We start from the raw sequence: 17,129 nt of genomic DNA, 5'->3' as shown, positions 1-17,129 counted from the left end.
CACGGACTGTGTGGTTCTGTCTTATGGCCCGGGCATCTGCCCGGCTAACCACCAGAAAGGGGCGATGCCGCCTTGGCTGACACAGTCCGGACCATCAAGGGCGAAATCACGATCACGTTCACTGACGGGAGTCAGAGCACGTACGAAGATGCGAGCGCGACAATCTACGAGCACAGCGGCGTTCTCAAGCTGACCGACTTGGATGGCGTTGAGCGCTTTCACTCACCGAGCTATTGGGCAGAGGTGACCACGGGCGCACCTCGCGCACGGCGACGTACTGGCACGGTTTACTGACGATCGGATTTGTCCCCAGCCTCGAACGGGCTGGGGACAGTTCGGACGTTATGCCCCGTGTCGCCAGGTTGAACAGTTAACCGATTATTCAGGCCCCGCAGGGTTCGTATCGCCCGAGAAGGGCGTCCCACCTGTCACCCTTGAAGGCACCACAATCGAGGCCGACAAAGGAGTCGACATGCGCAACTTCACCTACGACCTGGCCGAAATCCCGGCCGCGATCACCGAGCTCGAAGACCTTCAGTTGGCGGCCGAGACCGAGGAAGCCCGGAAGGGTATCCAGGAAGAGATCGACCAGTTGGGCGGCCTGGAACGCCGCTACTTCGATCAGGGCGTTACTCGATACCAGGAACTCAAGACCCCATAGGGCTAAGTCAGAAGTAGAAGACGGCCGGCACTTCGTCGCCGATGGAGCTGAGCAGCATCCACACGAACACCGATCCCAGGGCGAGCAGCGCGACGAGATCGCGGCGGCGGCGTGCCGGCCGCGGGGCCTTCATCGAACGGCCCAGGTGTGACTTCTCCATGCCGAGAATCATCGCACGTTGCGCTTAATCCCGTGCGGTGCGCGATACTCCCTTTATGTATTCGATGAAAGAGCGGGTTTTCACGCTCTTGGGGTGTGTCGTCCTGGCTTCGGCTGTTGGGTATGGAGTTGTTTATCACCTGTCGCTGACGTACGGAGCCGCGCTAACGGTCGCCGTCGTAACTATCGGCGCTTTCCTGCGCAGTGACCGCGTCGTAGGCATCCTCGGGTCCTCGGTCATCGTCATGGTGGTCCTGCTGCCCATCCATCTCGTGCCGAACCTGTTTCGCCTGGCAGAGATGCTTGTTCTGGTCCTGGTCTCCGCCGTCATCCTGGCTCGCCGACCACTGCCTCGTACCGTGCACATGTCGATGATGGGGCTGGTCGCCGGATATTTCGTGGTGACTTTTCTTTCGACCCGATCCATGGGCATCACCGGCGCGATGTACCAATTCATTCTTCACGTGATCATCGGCGTGACATTCTTGATCGTCGGCCTCTACAGCAATCCCGATGAACGACAGCAAATCGTTCGCGTCATTATCGGCCTGGCTGTCGTCGAGAGCATTTACGCGGCGTACGAGGTTCTATTCACCCCGGCAGTTCTGTGGGCGTCGCCGGTCCCGGAGTCGTTCAAGTGGCCGTCCGACCGCCTCGGAAGCGAGATCATCCCCGGGCTGCTCCGGGCCCAGGGCACGTTCGGGCACCCGCTGCTGATGTCGATGTTCCTAGCTGTCGGCCTCGCTTTGACCGCACGTCACCACTTCAACAACCCGATGCACCGCTACTGGATCACCGCCGTGATCCTCGCCGGAGGGTTCGCGACGGGATCTCGCAGCACGATCATCATCATGATCGCCGTCCTGTTCTTCGCCTACGGTCCCCGCACTCTGTCGTGGGTCCGGGGCCTGGTGCTCACCGGTCTGACACTCGGGTTCGCGTTACTGTTCTCGTTCTCCACCTCCGGCGTGTACCAACGGTTCAGCGAGAGCGACTCGGTCAGCCACCGCGAGGGAGCCCTCGACGCAGCAGAGCGTCTCCTGGATCAGTCGTTCACGCGAGCCATGACCGGAAGCGGCTGGTACTCCCGGGAGTGGCTGTTCGATCGCAACTTCCTGCAGCTCGACGGGTTCCTCGCGATCGACAACCAGTTCGTGTCGCTGATCGCGACGAGTGGACTGATCGGCCTGGGCATCTTCGTCGCGATCATCATTGGGTCGGTTTGGTTTGCTCAGCCCGAGTACCGGCCCGCGGTGCTCTCGCTGTTCGCGATGTACTTCGTCTTCGATGTCAATGAGTTCCCCGCGCCGTGGGCCATCCTCATGTTGCTGATCGGGCTGTCGTGTCACCGACCCGAGCCGGAACCGGAGGAAGACGACGCCGACGATCAGGTCAGCGCTGTGTACCGCCAGCTCGCACCGGAGCGCACATAGAGCCGGTGGTTCGTGGTGTCGAGGACGGTCGTCCCGTCGCTCGGCGTGGTCGCGAAGTCGGCGTCTGACGGGACACCAGCCTTTACTGCCTGCACGTAGCCCTTCTCCGCTTTGAGGGTGAGGTTCGAGCGCTTCGCCGTGATTACCGTGCCGAGATACGCCCCGGCGTCGGTGTAGGCGCGGAGATCGAAGTCCGACCCCGCGTTGCTCCCCGCCTCGGCGTTACCGTTGACACCCCATGAGAACCGGTCAAGAGACGCCGTCTTCACGCGATCGTGGCGCAGCGAGGTAGCAGCGCCATTGATGTCGAACCCTGCGACCGTTCCCGTCGAAGCTGAGGTGCCCGCCAGCGCGCCCGCCAGGTGACGAGTCTGGCTCTGTTGAAGCGCCACCCAGTTGACGTTGCGCGCTGGTCCGGTCTCGATCAGGTCGGCAGTATTGCGCAGGCCCGACGCCTCATTGAGGCTGGCGTTGACCAACGAGGAACCGTTCGGGCGGATCGCGTAGTTGCAATACGACGGGCTGCGGGCGTCGGTGATCTTGTTGCCCTGGATCAGGACGTCCGCGACGGTCGCGGGGAAGCTGATCAGGATGCCGATGTTGCGCGCCGCGTCGGTGCTCGACACGGCGGTTGCGCCGTCGGCGAGGTATTGCGTGCCGATGCCATCGATCAGGTTGTTGGCGATCATGACCCGCTTGATGCCGCCTGGCGAGAAGATACCGGCCTGCGCGAACCGGCGGATCTGGTTGCCCATCACCACGATGTCAGTTGCGAAGTTCGTCGGCGTTGCACGGTCGGTGTCGGGGAAGCCGCCGATGAAGATGCCCACGCAGATCGAGTCCGTGGCCTCGTCCGAGGGGCCGCGTCGGTACGCACCGTCGAGGACGTTGCCTGTGATCGCACCGTATTTCGGGGCCAGGTCCATGAAGATGCCCGCGTGGCCGACATCCTTGACGACGTTGCCAGCGATCGCGAAGTGGGCGGGGCCGGTCTCGGTGCCGAAGCCCGCCGCCCAGATGCCGTTGTAGGCACAGTTCTCGAAGACGTTGCCGACGCACGTCAGCTTGTCGCTGACCCGCGACATCGAGACACCGTTGTCGGCCGAGCCGTAGACGTAGTTGTTGTTGAATTGCACCGATGGGCAGTAGACGAATCCGACGTCCATGTTGTTGATGAACTGGTTGTCGTGGACCTGGACTGCGCCGCCGACACCGCGCAGGAAGATCGGCAGACCGGAGCAGTTGCGGACGATGCAGTTGCGCATCGAGAACCCGGTCAGAGCCGCTGAGCCGCTCGCGCTGGGGTCGAGGTTGCCGTACAGCGATACCGCTGTCTCCATGCCTGTGACCTTCGTGCGGGCGCGCTTTGGTGCTGTGGCGTTCTCGGTGACGCCGCCCTCGAAGATCAGACCGTCGATCGCGAAGTCCGTGAGCCCGACTGTTGATCCGTAGATCGCGGTCCCGTTCGACGACATCTTCAGAGTCGCGCCATGAGAGAACAGGGTGACTTTGGATCGGGGCGTCAGCGACGAGGAGATCATGTACGCGGAGTTGGTGGGCTTGATGTAGACCACACCGCCGCCGGCCGCTGAAGCCGCAACCATCGCGGCGTTGATCGCGTTCTTGTCGTCAGTCGATCCGTTTCCCACCGCGCCGTACCCATCGGCGTGCCAGTACCCGGTAAGCGGGTTGCGAGCAGCAGTGGGAAGCGGGGCCTTGCTGGCGATCGTCGGGTCGTCGGCGACCGCATTGGCGACGATGTCACCGAGCCCTTCGAGCGGGGCATAAGTTACGTCGGCGACCGCTTTCCAGTCCGGCGGTGGCAGGGGTGCGCCAGCGGCCATCAGCAGGACGCCGAGGTCCGATGTGCCCTCGGGGACGTTGATGAACGAGGGCCCGATGATGCCGGCGCCCGAGAAGTAATCAGACCCTGCGCGACCGAACGTCACGATGACTTCATACGGCCCCGGCTCGACCGGGTTGAACGACCCCGCGCCGGTCGCTGACTCGGACGGGATGGTGTTCGTCGACACCGTGGTGCCAGGGTTGAGGACCGACGGGCGCGGCCTCGGGGGAGTGAGGCGGACCCGGACGCGGGGCGGGTCGCCGCCGTCGCTGTCGGTCCAGCCGTAGTTCAGAATCGACATCAGGGCTCCTCGGGATCAGTGACGACGGTGTAGCCGAGTTCGGCCAAGGCCTCGGCGGGGTCCATGAGTGGCTTGGTGATCGACATCGCCAACGTTCCGTCCGGTGCCGACAGGGGCGCGCCGTCGCCGTCCATCGCGGGGAGGATGGAAGTCATCTGACAGTTCCACTTCGGCATGTCGATGCACGTGACCGTCAGGAACTCCACGCCATCGAGCGGCTCGGACAGTTGGTAGCAGTTGGAGATCGTGGACCCGACACCTTTTCCGGGGACGTTCTCGCGGGTCAGTGTTGCTGTGTGTGTCATCAGGGCTCCCAATTCGCTAGTGCGGCACCATTGGCGCCATATCCACGTCTGCCTTGCGAGGCGCCGAGCTGTGCATTACCAGGGCCACCACCACCACCAGAAGGTGAACCTCCGTCGCCACCCCGACCTGAAGTGCCCGACCCGTAAGCGCTGTAGCCGCCTCCACCACCAGTGCCGCCAATGATGAGGTTCCCGAGATCCGGGGCGTCAGTACCGTCCTTGCCGTCCCGGCTGCCCGATGTACCCGCCGCGCCACCGGGGGTGCCTAGATATCCGGGATTCGCCGAGAACGCTGCGCGGGTCTCAGAGTTGGTGCCGTTCACGACACGGCCATACCCGCCGGGGGTGGCGAAACCCTGAACGGAAGTGATCCCGTACGCGGTCATCGAGCCCGTTGCGGTAGCCGACATGATGACAACGCCGTTTACCGACACTGTCGTGACGCCGCCAGCCTGAAGGTTTGATGCGCTACCGCCAGCGCCGACCGCCACGACGAAATCACCCGCATAGTCAACACATTTGAACGACCGGATCAGGGGGCCGATGCCTGATGATCCAGAGATGCCATCTGCGGTTGACCCAGCTTGCCCGCCGCTGAACAGCGTGAATGTGACTGTGCCGAAGCCTGGGTTGACGAATGTGCCATTGCCGGGGAAGTACGTCAGCACCCCACCTGATTCGAGGTTGGTGACGCGGGTTTCGAGGGTGCCGACATCACCGGCAACTGCGACAACCTCAGCTTCAACGTCCGTGACGCGCCCCTTGAGGATGTCGAAGAAGTCCTGGATGGCCCCACCAACACCACCGCCAGTGAAGGCGCCAGTGACCACCGCGAGAATGAGTTCGAGGATCTCGTCGAGGCTTGGAAAGTTCCAGTTCAGGCCCAGGAGATCGAGCAGGCTTTGATCGCCCTTGGGCTTTCCACCACCCGATCGACGCGTGCCTGGAATCTCGACCGGCATTACTGCATTCCCATCAGCGCATCGCGCGCCGCCTGGACGTACGTACGCTGATCGCCCGGCATCTTCTCCACGCCGTACGCAGTATGCCGACCCTCGATCAGGTACTTCTTCGCCCAGTCGAGTGTGTAGATTAGGTTGAACGCCGCGGCTGGATACGGCTGTTGGCGGCCCGTCACACCATTCGAGATCAGCCGCAGCCCGTTGTCAGCCGGGCACGAGGTGATCGGATCGTCAGGTATCGCGAAGCTCTGCACCGGCACACCCGAGATGAACCGCTCGCCGCCGACGCCGAATCGATTCCGGGCGACGCCGACATGCGCGATCTGATTGCGATGGCGCAGTGGATCGGCCAGCAGGACAACACCCTTGAGGTTCTTCGGCTTGTCGAGCACGACATACTCGCCGGCCAGGTATGCACCGAGAGAGAAGCCGCTGAGCGTCCAGGGCTTGCCGAGGGCGTCGATTGCGCGCAGAGCTGCACGCCCACGCAGGACCGACTCGATCAGCGTGAGTGTGCCAATCGGACGGATCTGCGCGGGATAGTCCAGGTCGACCGCGTCCATGCCCCGGGTCACGCCGACCAGCATCTGCGCAGGGCCGGTCTGTTCACCGGCTCCGCGAGCTCGCACATTCATCATCAGTCGTTCATCCCCTCAACTTCGTCGGGCAGCTCGATCTCGCGGTCGATCAGCTTGCGTCGAGCCCGCGCGACGTAGGTCCGCAGCGCCAGGATGACGCGGTCCAGGTGGCCGATCGTCTGATCCCGTTGCCGCAGCCGCTCTTTCAGCTCGGCCAACTCAGCTTCGTAGTCAGCGATGGTCTGCGAGTGCTTGGCCCGGTACTGGTCGGCGTCGCGATCGCGAGCCTTCTTCTCCTCGGCGAGGTCTGCCTCGAGGTCGTCGATCTTGGCGTGCAGCTTCGCGATGTCGTCCAACTTGACCTTGGACCGGGTCGCGAGGACACCAGTGATGAGGGCGCCGATCGCGGCCAGGAGACCGCCGAACGACGCGATGAGTTCTGGGCTCACCGACAGCCCCTTTCCGCGTCGCCGCGGGCGATCGCAATATGGAGGACCGCGAAGAATCCGGCGAATGTCCCGTGGACTACAGGGACCGGAGGTTCAGTGAGTACGGCCGAGCACAAGATGCACCCGGCATAGAACGCCAACATCATTGACGATGCGATGTGGGCGCGGACGAACCCTGTTGAGCGGGCGGCGGCCAATAGGAGCATCAGGCCGGTGACCATGAAGCCGACAAACCATGCGGGCCCGATGTTCTCGATCCACACCACTGCGGAGACTTGGCCAGGCTGCAGCGGTCGGCGCACCAACTCCTCGGGGGAGATGTACAGCACGCCGACCGTCACGTTCATCAGGCCTGTAGCTGCGGCCATGAGCCGCGCACCGAGCACTACTCGGCCCTGTGCTCACCGCTGTGCGGGATGAACGCCTCGCCCGTGTTGTCCGCTTCAACGAAGATGGTGTGGCTGAGTACCTTCGGGGTGACCTGCGGACGAGTGGCGATGAGAGTCAGGAACAGCGACGCGGCGGCCAGGATTGCGCCTTGCTGGGCCTCGGTGACCGAGAAGCCGAACGCGACGACCAGCGGTAGGCCCGTCTGGACGACACCGAGGATGGCCGGCAGAACCGTCTCGCGGACGCTGATCACCACAATCAGCGACAGCACCGCGTTGACAGCGGCCTGGATCAGGCCCTGCGTCTCGGTGCTGATGTTGAAGCCGAACGCAACGAGCAGCGCGACGGCCGCCATGATCGCGCCCGCCCAGGCGGCAGGTTCACGGCCGAAGACGAGGCGGGCGGGGGCAGTGTGAGTGGTCATGGTTAATCCTTCTTTCGTGTAATACGAACCGCGCCGGAGGGATTCCAGGCGAGGGAGTCGTTTTCGAAGTCCTGCATCTTGCCGCCGTCGTAGTCGTACTCATTCGAGGTGGGCCAACCGAGCGGGCTGTTCTCTGCGCCGCGCTGGAACCAGGAGTCGCCGATCACGCCATGGACCCAGAAGCCGGGCTGTCCGTAGCGGCGGTAGATGACGCCATGCTGAAAGGCCTGGATGTCGCCGACTTTGTCGACCACTGCATGGTGTTTGGTCGGGTAGCCGAGCGGGCCTGCTTCCCAGCCGAGCCCTGCCCAGGTCTCGAAGATGTTCAGCGGCACCGGGCGAGCGCCGGTGTCGGGGTGCCAGTAGATGTAGCCGCGTTCGAACTCGGCATACCGGCCCTTGCCGTCGGGAGTCTTCAATTCACCCTTGGTGCGGCGCGCGCCGATCCACCCGGCCGCCACCTTCGCCATCTCGTCGATCTGATTGGGGGGTGGAGGAACGGGCTTCGCGCCACCGTTGATCTGGTTCTGGATGTCGCGGCGGAAGGCGTTCATGTCGATGCCGCCCGGATCCCACTTGCCCTGCGCGGCCCCGGCCCATTCTTTGTGACCGATGACGCGGTCGGCGCCGTAGCCGAGCTTGCGACAGATCGCCGCACAGCACTTCACATACGCCCAGTACTGCGCCGCCGACCAGCCCTCGGTGCCGTTATTCTCGGCCTCGATACCGATGGTGTGGAAGTTGGCGTTGTTCGTCGGAAGTCCGGGCCAGGCGCCCTGACCGGCGTGCCAGGCGACACCGACAGCGACGACCGTTGCGACGCCGTTGCGGGCGAGGTGGATCTGCGAGAGCGGACCGGCCAGACCAGAGATGCCGTTCGCGATCATCGCGGGGCCTGGCGAACCGGACGCGCCGGTGTGATGCGCCACGACGCCCCACACGTTGCCGAAGTCACCGTGGCCGCGCTCACGCCAGCCCGGATACTCGACCGTTGCCACGCCCTCAGCGCGCAGTACATCTGCGAGCCAGACGGGGTCACCTGTCCATGCCATGTTGTCTCCCTTGGGTTTTGTCTGCCAGGTCGGCTAATTGGTAGGCGCGGATCTGCGCCTCGTGCTGCACACAGTGGGCTCGCCGTTTACCCATCCAGACCGCGAAAGCAATCACGGGGCGGCATATCCAGCCGGTCATACCGAGTTCGCGAACGCTCTCGATGTCGCGCCCAGTCCGATGAGCCCAGAGATCGACCGATCCCACGGACCCTTCAGGCGCTCGGACTCGCCGAGGGTGATCTGCTCGACCATCCGGCCGTCGTTGCGATCGGCGACCGCCACCTTCGACACGTACTGCTCGACGATGTTCCCGCGGTCCCAGAACTGGATCCGGTCGCCGACGTCGAACCGGCGCGCAGTCCCGTTGTCCGCGCCGAAGCTCATCCCTCGGCCATCCGCACCGCCAGAGGTGGCGTTGATGACGAGCTTCTCGCCGCCGCCGCGCTCCTTGAGCCCAGTCATGCCGGTGGCGTACGAATCGAGCGAGTGCGCCGCGGTGTTGTCGACGAAGTCCTCGGGCCAGAGATCGTCCTCACCGACGTCGTCAATCAGGTCCTGATCCCAGAACTGCTGGTAGGCGAAAAAGATGTCATCGAACAGATCGCCCACCACCACGCCCAGGCCGAGACCCGGGGCGATGAGGTTGATCAGCAGCTGGATGGCGAGGTTCGCGCCGATCTCGATGACGTCGTTCAGGATGGCCGGCGACTTGCCGCCGACGATCACCTTGCCCGCCTCCGGGTGCGATTCTTCGTACTCGTAGGAGTCGATCTGACCGGGGGCGTCAGTGCGGAACTGCACCTTGCGGTTGTCTCGCTGGACCTGGGTATCGAAGACCATGCCGGCGCGGTCCATGCTGTCCGACCACAGCCCGTTGTTGATCGGCTTCATCAACTGCGAGAGGTCGAGGAAGTGATCAGATGATGCGTCGATAATCGACTGCATCGCAGCGAGACTGGACGTGTTGAACACCTGCGGTGAGGTGCCGCGCCCGTCCCATAGGTTCACCGAGTAGCCCATCTCGAGTCGCTTCATGGTGGGCTCGAAGAGGTCAGCACCTCGAGGGAACCGGGCCTGCAGCGCGGCGATCGGGTCAGTGACATCGGCGATCAGGTCCAGCAGATCGTCGAAGCTGTCTATGTCGCTCAGATCCGGCATCGTCCACTCCGCCGGCCAGTGCAACGGCAACTTGCAGAACGCCGGGAAGTTGAGCCGCGTCATGTTCTTCGCGAAGTAGTACTTGAACACGGGGTCCGGAGCGCCGACAATCACGTCCTGTTTGCCAGTGAGACCCACCTGGATCCATGGCGGCAGACCGGGGTTCACCCAGGCCAGCCACTTCTGCATCAGATACTTATTGCCGACGCAGGTGTACAGGATCTTCTCGCGACCCGGAGCGCCCGACAGACGACGGCGCATGATCCGCCCGTCCCACGGCTTGCCGTTGCGCATCGTCCGGACGTGGAAGCAGCGGCGTTTGACGTTCGTGATCTGCGATACCAGCGGGTGATCGGGATGCAGCGAGAACGCGCCTGTGTTCGGCTCGCTGCCGAAGGTCCAGTCGAATGCCGACTCTTGGTAGTTCCCGACCGGGCGCCACTCGATGACCGGGTTGTTCCGCCGGCCTATCTCGATAGGGAACGGGGTGACTTCGGTGGTGTTGGGCCGGGCGAATCCCGGCATGCCCATCGTCACAGCGCAGTCGCAAACAGTTGCGGCAGGGTGACTTTCAGCCGAGTCGCACCCGAAGTGCTGCCCCCGGTGATTGTGACCGGAATATTATTCGTCTTCTTCGGCGCCTTGACGTACCAGCGATTGCCGATCCACGAGCGATCGAGACCCGCCTGGTCGGTGATGGCCCACCAGTCCGGGTCTGATTCGATCTCGAGCCACTGGCCGGCGGTCAGCGACGGCAGCGACACCGCAGGCTGACCGGCCCACGAGAGCGTCGGTGACGAGATCGGCCCATCGATGCGGATGAACGGCCACACTGGCTCGGTCCCGAGGTTGTCGATCGTTGCACCCGCGAACTGGGCCGCGGTGAACTCCTTGACGATCGGGTCTGTGCGCCACCATGTCTCATCGCTGCGCAGGTCGACGTCCTCGAACATCCAACCGACGTTCGCCATCTGCTCGAACGGCGACTCGAGCTTGTTGGTCAGCCGCATCCACTGGTACCGCTCGGACTGGACGATCTCCAGCTTCATCAGCGGGCCGCCTGAGACGAGCGACGACCCGCGACCCAGCGTCTGCCGCCACCGGGACAGCAGATCCATGCCCTGCGACTTCGGCACTGGCCCGAGGTTCGCGCCGAGAGTGACGACGTTGGGCTTGTCGTTCGTGGCCACGAAGGTCACGCCTGCCTGCCCGACGCCCTCGGTGTCCTCGATGGTGAAGTCGGCACCCCCCAGGCCCTTGACGTACTTGAGCCGCACCGGGCACAACGGATCGCCGAACTCCCAGACCTCGCCGTCGACGCCAGTGAGGATGACTACAGGGCCAGCCATTACGTGCCCGTCTTCGTGAGGATCATGTTGGCTGGGCCTTCATCCGATTCGACAGTCACGGTGATGTTCTTGCCCTCCCGTACGGCTTGCACGATCGCGTCGAGCTGCTGCGAGATCTGACCGGCGATGTCACTGATGACGCCTGAGACGCCGGGAATGTCGTTGGAACCCGTGTCGATGGTCGGCGCCATGTTGCCGAGGTCCCAGTTGCCGCTCTGGGCCATACCGAGGTACGGCGCGATGCCCGAAGCCGCCGTGAATCCGAGGCCGGTCAGGAGTGCGAATGCGTCGCTGGCGTTGCGCGGCTTCATCGCGTCGCGGGTGTCCACGGTGTAACCGCCGAACCCGCCCTCGCCGAACCCCTTAACGCCCAGGCGCCGGCCGATCTCAGCCCAAATGCGCAGCGAACGCGGACGCTTCGACATCGCCAACGGCACGTAACCCTCGCCGCCGGTCTCCGGTTCGGCCCACACGCGGTAATCACCAGGGCGCGCGATCTCCGCCTGGTGATCCTCGATACCGCCGTGGGCGAACAGCTTGATCGGCGCACGGCCACGCATCAGCGGTGACGTGATCTTGAAGGCGTTCGGGTCGGGCTCAGCCGGAGGTGTTGGCTCAGGCGTCGGAGTCGGCGCCGGGGTCGGCGTGGTCGGCGGCGTCGCCCCATCGAGACGGCCACCCACGACGTAGACCTGCTGCACACCAGCCGGAGGCGCACCAGCCGCGAGAGCAGGGTCTACCGGCGTCGGACCAACCGACGGCGCGATCTGATCGAACAGCGCCCCAGCCTCGTCCTGCTGACTCTGAATCTCGGTCTTGTACGCACCGCGACCATTGGCCACCGCAGAGGCGCCAGACGTGTCGCCTGGGCGCTGCTGCAGCCAGAAGATGTCATCCCAGATATCGCCCGCCGCAGGGCCCTTGTGCCGCTCGTCGAGCCGGTTGTAGAACTCGTCGATGTTCTGGTTCGGGTCGTCGCGGCCGGGATAGCTCGTGTCCTGCTGAAAGATGCTCTTCCACTGGCCACTGGGGTCTTCGGCCTCCGGGTCCAGACCCGACTCCTGCAGGCCTGTCGACAGAATCGCTTTGATCTCGTCGTCGGTGTACCCGCGCTTGCGGCCCTGAGCGATGATCGCGCGAGCGACATCCTGCTTGGAAGAATCCTTCGTAAGCGTCGGGATCTCGATCTCAGCAGGCGCAGCTGGCGGCGGCGCGGAAGGTGCAGCGAGTGGTTCCATCGCAGCCACATGGACGTGATCGTGGTGATCGCCAGCGTCGGCGTAGTACGAGTCAGGGACGAACTCGCCGTCACCGATCTGACGGCCGGAGAACCGAGGGTCGTGGTAGATCAGCTCGGCCAGCTGGTTCTTGTAGTTGTCGGCCATGTAGTTGGCGAACGCCAGCATGTCGTCGGTGTCGCGGCCACCGCCGGGAGGTCCGAAGTCGCCGGCCTGCCCGGTGTTGTGGTAGCTGCCTGGCTCATCCCGGTAGCCGGAGGTGAGCGTCAACGTCGGCGCGGCTTGCTGCTGCACGGACTGCAAAGAGCCGAGCACGCCACCGTCGGCCATCTTGAAGATCTTGTAGCCGAATCGATCTGCAACCTCCGACAGAATGTTGACCGCCCGACCGCGCTTCGTCGCAGCGCCAGGAATGAATGCCTCCCAGGGGCCGGCGTCGGTCTCGGCCCACTGCACAAGTCCGCGTTTACCGCGGGTGGCCGGCTGAATGACAGCTTGGTCGGGGAGCGGGCCATCGAAGCCGCCGTCGGCGTACTGGCGAATGCCGCCATCGGCCTGCGGCTGCTTCGCGACGCCAAGGCCCTTACCGAACAAGGGGTTGTTGAGGACCGACTGACCGTTCGCGTCGACCGCGTACACCGTGACGGTGGTCGACTTCGGCCGCGCGATGAACTCATCGATGACCTGCTGCCCTGCAGCCGTGTCGGCAGTGACCTGGACGAGACCGTTGGGGAGCGTCGTCACCTTCAGTCCGAGCGCGGCCAACCCGTCGATCGTCTGCTGCGAGTTGTCGTTGATGACGATCGTCTTCTCGTTCGGGATCGCGACCATCGAGCCGGAGAGGGTGTCCATTGCCCACGCTGTTTGACGTGCGGAGTCTCCTGCGATGTCGACCGCGTCGCGCATGTCGACGATGCCGGGGATCACATCGTCAGCAATCGTGTTGGCCATCCCGTGCGCCGAGTCACCGAGCCCGATGATTTTCTCGCCCATGCCGTTTGCGGCTTCGCCCGCCTTTGAGATGGCGTCGCCGACGCCCTCCATGCCGGGGATTGCGCCGACAAGATCACCCAGAACGCCCGCTCCGGTACCGACGGCGTTGAGGATGCCATCGAGCGAGTTGCCGACTCCGGTGGCGAAGAAGCCCCAGGCATGCAGTCCCGCGACTGCCACCTGAGCGATGCCCTCACCGAAGGTCAGCGCGGCCGAGACTACGTCGGCGAAGAACGCGACCAGTTCATCCTTGTTGGCCAGAATCCCCTGAGCCATGTTCGACACCGTGGGACCGAAGGCCTCAGCCATGGAGGTCTTGATCCCCATCGTTGCCTCTTCGACGGTGCGCTTGACGCCATCCCAGGTGGTGGCGGCGTTGTCGCCCATCACCTTTGAGGCATCGGTCAACGCGGTCGCGGAGCCCTCGAACTTCTTCGTGGCCTCCGACGGATCCCATCGAGCCATGGTGTCGATGAAGTCACCGGAAGTGTCGCCGAGTAGGGACTGCGCCGCGGCTGCCCGCTTGGCTGGATCCTCGATCTGTCGGATCGAGTCGAAGACCTGGTCGAATGCTGCCTCGGCCTCAGGTCCGCCCTTGACGAACTTGGCGTACATCTCCTCACCGTTGAAGCCGAGGTCGGTGAACGTTTGAGTGAGAGTGTCGCCTTCTTCCACGACGCGGCGCCCGAACTCGCGGATGGAGTCGGCGGCACGATCGGAGTTGTCGGCGCCATTGTCCATCGACTGGGAGATCAGGCCGAGGGTGAACTCGGCGCTGAAGCCAGTCTGCTTCCAGCCCGCCGAGTATTCAGAGATCGAGTCGATGAGATCGCCCTGGGCGTCGATGCCGAGCTGCTTGGCGCGGACGATCATGTTGGCCGCGTCGTTGATGTCGGTCGCCAGGCCGGTTTTCACGAGCCCGTTGACAGCGCGCAAACTTTCGGGCGACTCCGTCTTGAGGACCCCGTTCAGGGTCTCGACGGTGGCGATCAGCCCTTCCATCTCGGACTGTGAGGCCGAGGTGTCGATCAGCTTGAACTCGAACAGGCTCGCCAGCGTGTCCATGTTGCCCTCGACCGAGGTACCCCACACGTCCATATAGGCCTCAGACGATGCGGTCGCGAGCCTCCTGGCCGTGTCCTCATCGATACCGAGACTGCCCTGGATTGCATCGCGAACACGCTCGCGTTCAGCGCCTTCGACGATCGCGTTGGCCAACAACTGGCCCGCCGTGAGGCCGATGGCTGCGACGCCTACAACCGCGGCTGCGATTGGCCCACCCTTACCAGCGAGACCCTTCAGCTTGCCGGCAGCACCAGCGAGGAAACCACCACCGAAGCCGCTGCCGCCTTCTTCGCCCGCGGCGGCGGTGTCGTCAGCACCAGGAAGCGCGGACTCCATGTCCTGGCCAGCGCGGCGCATATCGTCCGCAGCTTGCTGGGCGACCGTTCCGGCGCGGCGCTGGGTGACTGTGAGCTGATCGACAGCCCGCTCGGCGCGGCGCGCCGAGGTCTCCGTCTCCCGGTGAGCGCGAGCCAGATTCTCCTGTGCACGACGGGCCTGAGTGGACTCGTTGCCATACCGCTGCCTGACCTCGGCCAGACGATCGACCGCGATGCGCTCCCGGTCAGCTGCGTCGGCCGATGCCTGTCCCGCAGTGCGAGCGGCACGCTGCGCCTTCTCGAGTTCCTTCTGAACCTCTTGGTATGCATTCGAGGTGCGCAGCGCGGCACGTCGAACCTGTTCGCTCGACGAGTCCGCGGCGCGACCCATCTGGATGAGGTTCTCCCGACCGGACTGTAGGCGCTCCTCGAAGTCGTCGCCGCCGCGAAGTGAGATGTCCGCGTAGAGATCTGCTACGCGCTCAGACATCAGCCTTCGACTTCATCGCTTCGCGAGCCGCGTCCTGGTTGCGCTTCTTGTCGCGCTCGGCCGCCATGTACTTCATAAGCTTCTGGACGTCGATGCGCTCGGAGAGGTGCGCAAATACCCAGTGGCCACGGCCGAGCTCCGGGCCTTGCGGTCCGGAACAGAAGTGGATGAGCGCGGTGCGGCCGGCGTGATTCACGTAGGGCGCGGGCACCTCGTTCTTGGTCATCTCGAGGTACGCCGGTCCGAGCATCTTCTCGGCGTCAGCCTGCTCGGCGTCGGGCTTGTAGCCATCAGCCTCCGGGCCCCACAGGAATGGTCGGATGCGGTCGGCCTCGGTGATCGACGGCGCCGGGATCTGGTACACCACATCGCCGATCGGCAGATAGAGATCGGGATCGTAATGGTCCTCGAGCGGGTCATACCGTGTCGCCACCAGGCACCGCCTTTCGCGCTTCAATGGTGCGGCGAGACCGTGAATTCGGTTCGCCGAGAATGACTTGCAGACGGACAGCGAGCCACTGCCACGGGCGCTCGTCGAGCACGCCGGACGAGAGGTCGATGTTCCAGGGGTGCATGTGGAAGTCGACGCAGACCGCGTCCCAGGCATCGAGGATGTCCGACCACTGGATGTCGAGGTCGTCGTCCTTCTTCGGGGGCTGGTACGCGGGCGCATCCTTCGCGGGCCGGTACCACAGGCGATCGCCGAACTCGGGTCGATACGGCCCGCCGCCGGGGTCCATCTCATTGATGGTTCCGGGAGGATCTTCGGCCATCGGGTCCGTAGTGTCGACCAGCCAGATGGTCGGTTTGCGTTTGGGTGCCTGTTCCGGAGTGGTGATTCGGTCCGCGATTGGCTGAAACTTCCACGTAGCCAGTGCATTCGCGGCGCTGTCAGTGAAGTGTGTGATGGCCACGCGGCCGGCGTGCAGCGCCTTGAGTTCGGGCACTCCCGCGTCGACCATCTCGGTCCAGGTGCCACCGAGTACTCGCTCGATCTCGACACGCTCGGTGGTCGACGTCCACCGCTGCTCCTTGTCGGCGAGCAGCGAATGCAACCGCAGAATGGTCAGAGCTGACGGTGGCTCGACCCGGAACTCACGCCCACCGATCGGCAGGATGAGCCCGGAGTCGAGCCACTCGTCAAACTGGTCGAACAACTACCCGGCCGGCTGACCCTCGGTGGTGGCGTAGACCACCACGTCACCCGGGTCGCCGTCGACGATGTCGATCACCGACAGGGTCGGCACGTTCAGGCCGGCGAGAGCGCCTGTGAACGTGATGTTGTAGCCCGATGCGTTGTTGCCAGTCACCAGCGCGTTGCTGGCGCCGACTGCCGCAAGACTGGTGATGGCGGTCTGCAGCCCCGCGGCGCTGAGTCCGGAGACGGTGAGCGCCGACGTGGTGCCGGAGAGCAGCTTGAGCTTGAAGCTCGTGACCAGCTCTTTGATCTCGAGGCGCTGGATCTCATTGACCGGCGCGGCAGTCGGCTTGGCAACCGTCTCACGCCGGCCGTAGCCGGTCAGGGTGATGGTGGCACCCTGCAGCGAGGCCTTCTCGCCGCCTGCCGAGGAGAAGTCGACTCCGGCGCGACCCTGGTGCGAGTCGGGCAGGCCGTCGGTACGCCACCACCGGACGTACACGAGTTCGTCACTACCCAGCTCGCCGTCGACAGAGCGGAGCAGCTCGACACCGGGGTCAGGCGCGCCGGCCGCGTCGAGCTTGCGGCCCACGCTCACCTCGAGGGCCCACGAGGCTTCGGTGGCGACCTGCTGGGTGTAGTTGCCCGAGTGGTAGTCGCCTCCGTCCTGACGGGACTTACTGACAGTCGGGTTGAGCGACTGGATCGAGCGGACCGGAATCCAGGGGTCAGTCAGTGCCTTACGGACTTCCAGACCCCAATGCCGCGCAAGAGTGACATCGAGATCAGAGGTATCCACCGGCTGCTTGGGTGCAGTCATT

At 64.3% G+C, this 17,129-nt stretch carries 17 protein-coding genes and 1 pseudogene; 2 read left to right on the top strand and 16 right to left on the bottom strand.

Features of this window, described 5'->3' with window-relative positions; genetic code table 11:
- Positions 1-472: 472 nt before the first annotated feature.
- The gene (locus tag J3S28_RS20575; RefSeq protein WP_207842623.1) at positions 473-661 is read left to right on the top strand and encodes a hypothetical protein; all 189 of its coding nucleotides are present in this window, start codon (positions 473-475) and stop codon (positions 659-661) included.
- Positions 662-668: 7 nt separating this feature from the next.
- Here J3S28_RS20575 and J3S28_RS20570 read toward each other — a convergent pair whose 3' ends face one another.
- A complete protein-coding gene (locus tag J3S28_RS20570) occupies positions 669-821 on the bottom strand; it encodes a hypothetical protein (protein WP_207842622.1) in 153 nt (50 codons plus the stop codon).
- A 55-nt stretch (positions 822-876) separates the two neighbouring features.
- Here J3S28_RS20570 and J3S28_RS20565 point away from each other — a divergent pair, with 55 nt between their 5' ends.
- Positions 877-2,253 carry an O-antigen ligase family protein gene (locus J3S28_RS20565; RefSeq protein WP_207842621.1) on the top strand — a complete coding sequence of 459 codons (1,377 nt, stop codon included), beginning with the start codon at positions 877-879 and terminating at the stop codon, positions 2,251-2,253.
- Here J3S28_RS20565 and J3S28_RS20560 read toward each other — a convergent pair.
- The 15 genes and pseudogenes from J3S28_RS20560 to J3S28_RS20495 form a co-directional block, all read right to left on the bottom strand.
- Positions 2,208-4,400 (bottom strand): right-handed parallel beta-helix repeat-containing protein, encoded by a 2,193-nt coding sequence (locus J3S28_RS20560; protein WP_207842620.1) that lies wholly within the window; start codon positions 4,398-4,400, stop codon positions 2,208-2,210. The two genes, J3S28_RS20565 and J3S28_RS20560, sit on opposite strands and share 46 nt — an antisense overlap.
- The gene (locus J3S28_RS20555) at positions 4,400-4,705 is read right to left on the bottom strand and encodes a hypothetical protein (RefSeq protein ID WP_207842619.1); all 306 of its coding nucleotides are present in this window, start codon (positions 4,703-4,705) and stop codon (positions 4,400-4,402) included. The genes J3S28_RS20560 and J3S28_RS20555 overlap by 1 nt, the downstream gene beginning before the upstream one ends.
- Positions 4,705-5,667 (bottom strand): hypothetical protein, encoded by a 963-nt coding sequence (locus J3S28_RS20550; protein WP_207842618.1) that lies wholly within the window; start codon positions 5,665-5,667, stop codon positions 4,705-4,707. Before J3S28_RS20550 ends, J3S28_RS20555 begins: the two co-directional genes overlap by 1 nt.
- Entirely contained in the window at positions 5,667-6,305 is a 639-nt protein-coding gene (locus J3S28_RS20545) for a hypothetical protein (RefSeq protein ID WP_207842617.1), read from the bottom strand. The genes J3S28_RS20550 and J3S28_RS20545 overlap by 1 nt, the downstream gene beginning before the upstream one ends.
- Positions 6,305-6,694: a hypothetical protein gene (locus tag J3S28_RS20540; protein WP_207842616.1), complete on the bottom strand. Its 390-nt coding sequence runs from the start codon at positions 6,692-6,694 to the stop codon at positions 6,305-6,307. The genes J3S28_RS20545 and J3S28_RS20540 overlap by 1 nt, the downstream gene beginning before the upstream one ends.
- Positions 6,691-7,062, bottom strand: coding sequence for a hypothetical protein (locus tag J3S28_RS20535; protein ID WP_237341853.1), 372 nt, complete (start codon positions 7,060-7,062; stop codon positions 6,691-6,693). The genes J3S28_RS20540 and J3S28_RS20535 overlap by 4 nt, the downstream gene beginning before the upstream one ends.
- 17 nt (positions 7,063-7,079) lie before the next feature.
- A complete protein-coding gene (locus tag J3S28_RS20530; protein WP_207842614.1) occupies positions 7,080-7,508 on the bottom strand; it encodes a hypothetical protein in 429 nt (142 codons plus the stop codon).
- Between the two features lie 2 nt (positions 7,509-7,510).
- On the bottom strand, positions 7,511-7,978 hold the full coding sequence (locus J3S28_RS28805) for an LGFP repeat-containing protein (protein ID WP_307797309.1): 468 nt from the start codon (positions 7,976-7,978) through the stop codon (positions 7,511-7,513).
- Positions 7,979-7,996: 18 nt separating this feature from the next.
- Positions 7,997-8,560: pseudogene (locus tag J3S28_RS28800) on the bottom strand (N-acetylmuramoyl-L-alanine amidase); the annotation flags it as partial.
- Between the two features lie 135 nt (positions 8,561-8,695).
- Positions 8,696-10,249 (bottom strand): Gp37-like protein, encoded by a 1,554-nt coding sequence (locus J3S28_RS20520; RefSeq protein WP_207842612.1) that lies wholly within the window; start codon positions 10,247-10,249, stop codon positions 8,696-8,698.
- A 2-nt stretch (positions 10,250-10,251) separates the two neighbouring features.
- Positions 10,252-11,067, bottom strand: a complete 816-nt coding sequence (locus J3S28_RS20515; RefSeq protein ID WP_207842611.1) for a hypothetical protein — start codon at positions 11,065-11,067, stop codon at positions 10,252-10,254.
- Positions 11,067-15,170, bottom strand: coding sequence for a phage tail tape measure protein (locus J3S28_RS20510; protein ID WP_207842610.1), 4,104 nt, complete (start codon positions 15,168-15,170; stop codon positions 11,067-11,069). The genes J3S28_RS20515 and J3S28_RS20510 overlap by 1 nt, the downstream gene beginning before the upstream one ends.
- The gene (locus J3S28_RS20505; RefSeq protein ID WP_207842609.1) at positions 15,163-15,603 is read right to left on the bottom strand and encodes a DUF7426 family protein; all 441 of its coding nucleotides are present in this window, start codon (positions 15,601-15,603) and stop codon (positions 15,163-15,165) included. Before J3S28_RS20505 ends, J3S28_RS20510 begins: the two co-directional genes overlap by 8 nt.
- Positions 15,587-16,327: a DUF7426 family protein gene (locus J3S28_RS20500; RefSeq protein WP_207842608.1), complete on the bottom strand. Its 741-nt coding sequence runs from the start codon at positions 16,325-16,327 to the stop codon at positions 15,587-15,589. The genes J3S28_RS20505 and J3S28_RS20500 overlap by 17 nt, the downstream gene beginning before the upstream one ends.
- Positions 16,328-17,128 (bottom strand): phage tail tube protein, encoded by an 801-nt coding sequence (locus J3S28_RS20495; RefSeq protein WP_207842607.1) that lies wholly within the window; start codon positions 17,126-17,128, stop codon positions 16,328-16,330.
- Between the last annotated feature and the right edge of the window lies 1 nt (position 17,129).

Origin of the sequence: Williamsia soli (genome assembly GCF_017377795.1) — a bacterium.
Lineage (GTDB): Bacteria > Actinomycetota > Actinomycetes > Mycobacteriales > Mycobacteriaceae > Williamsia > Williamsia soli.
This window is presented reverse-complemented; position numbering and strand designations above follow the sequence as displayed.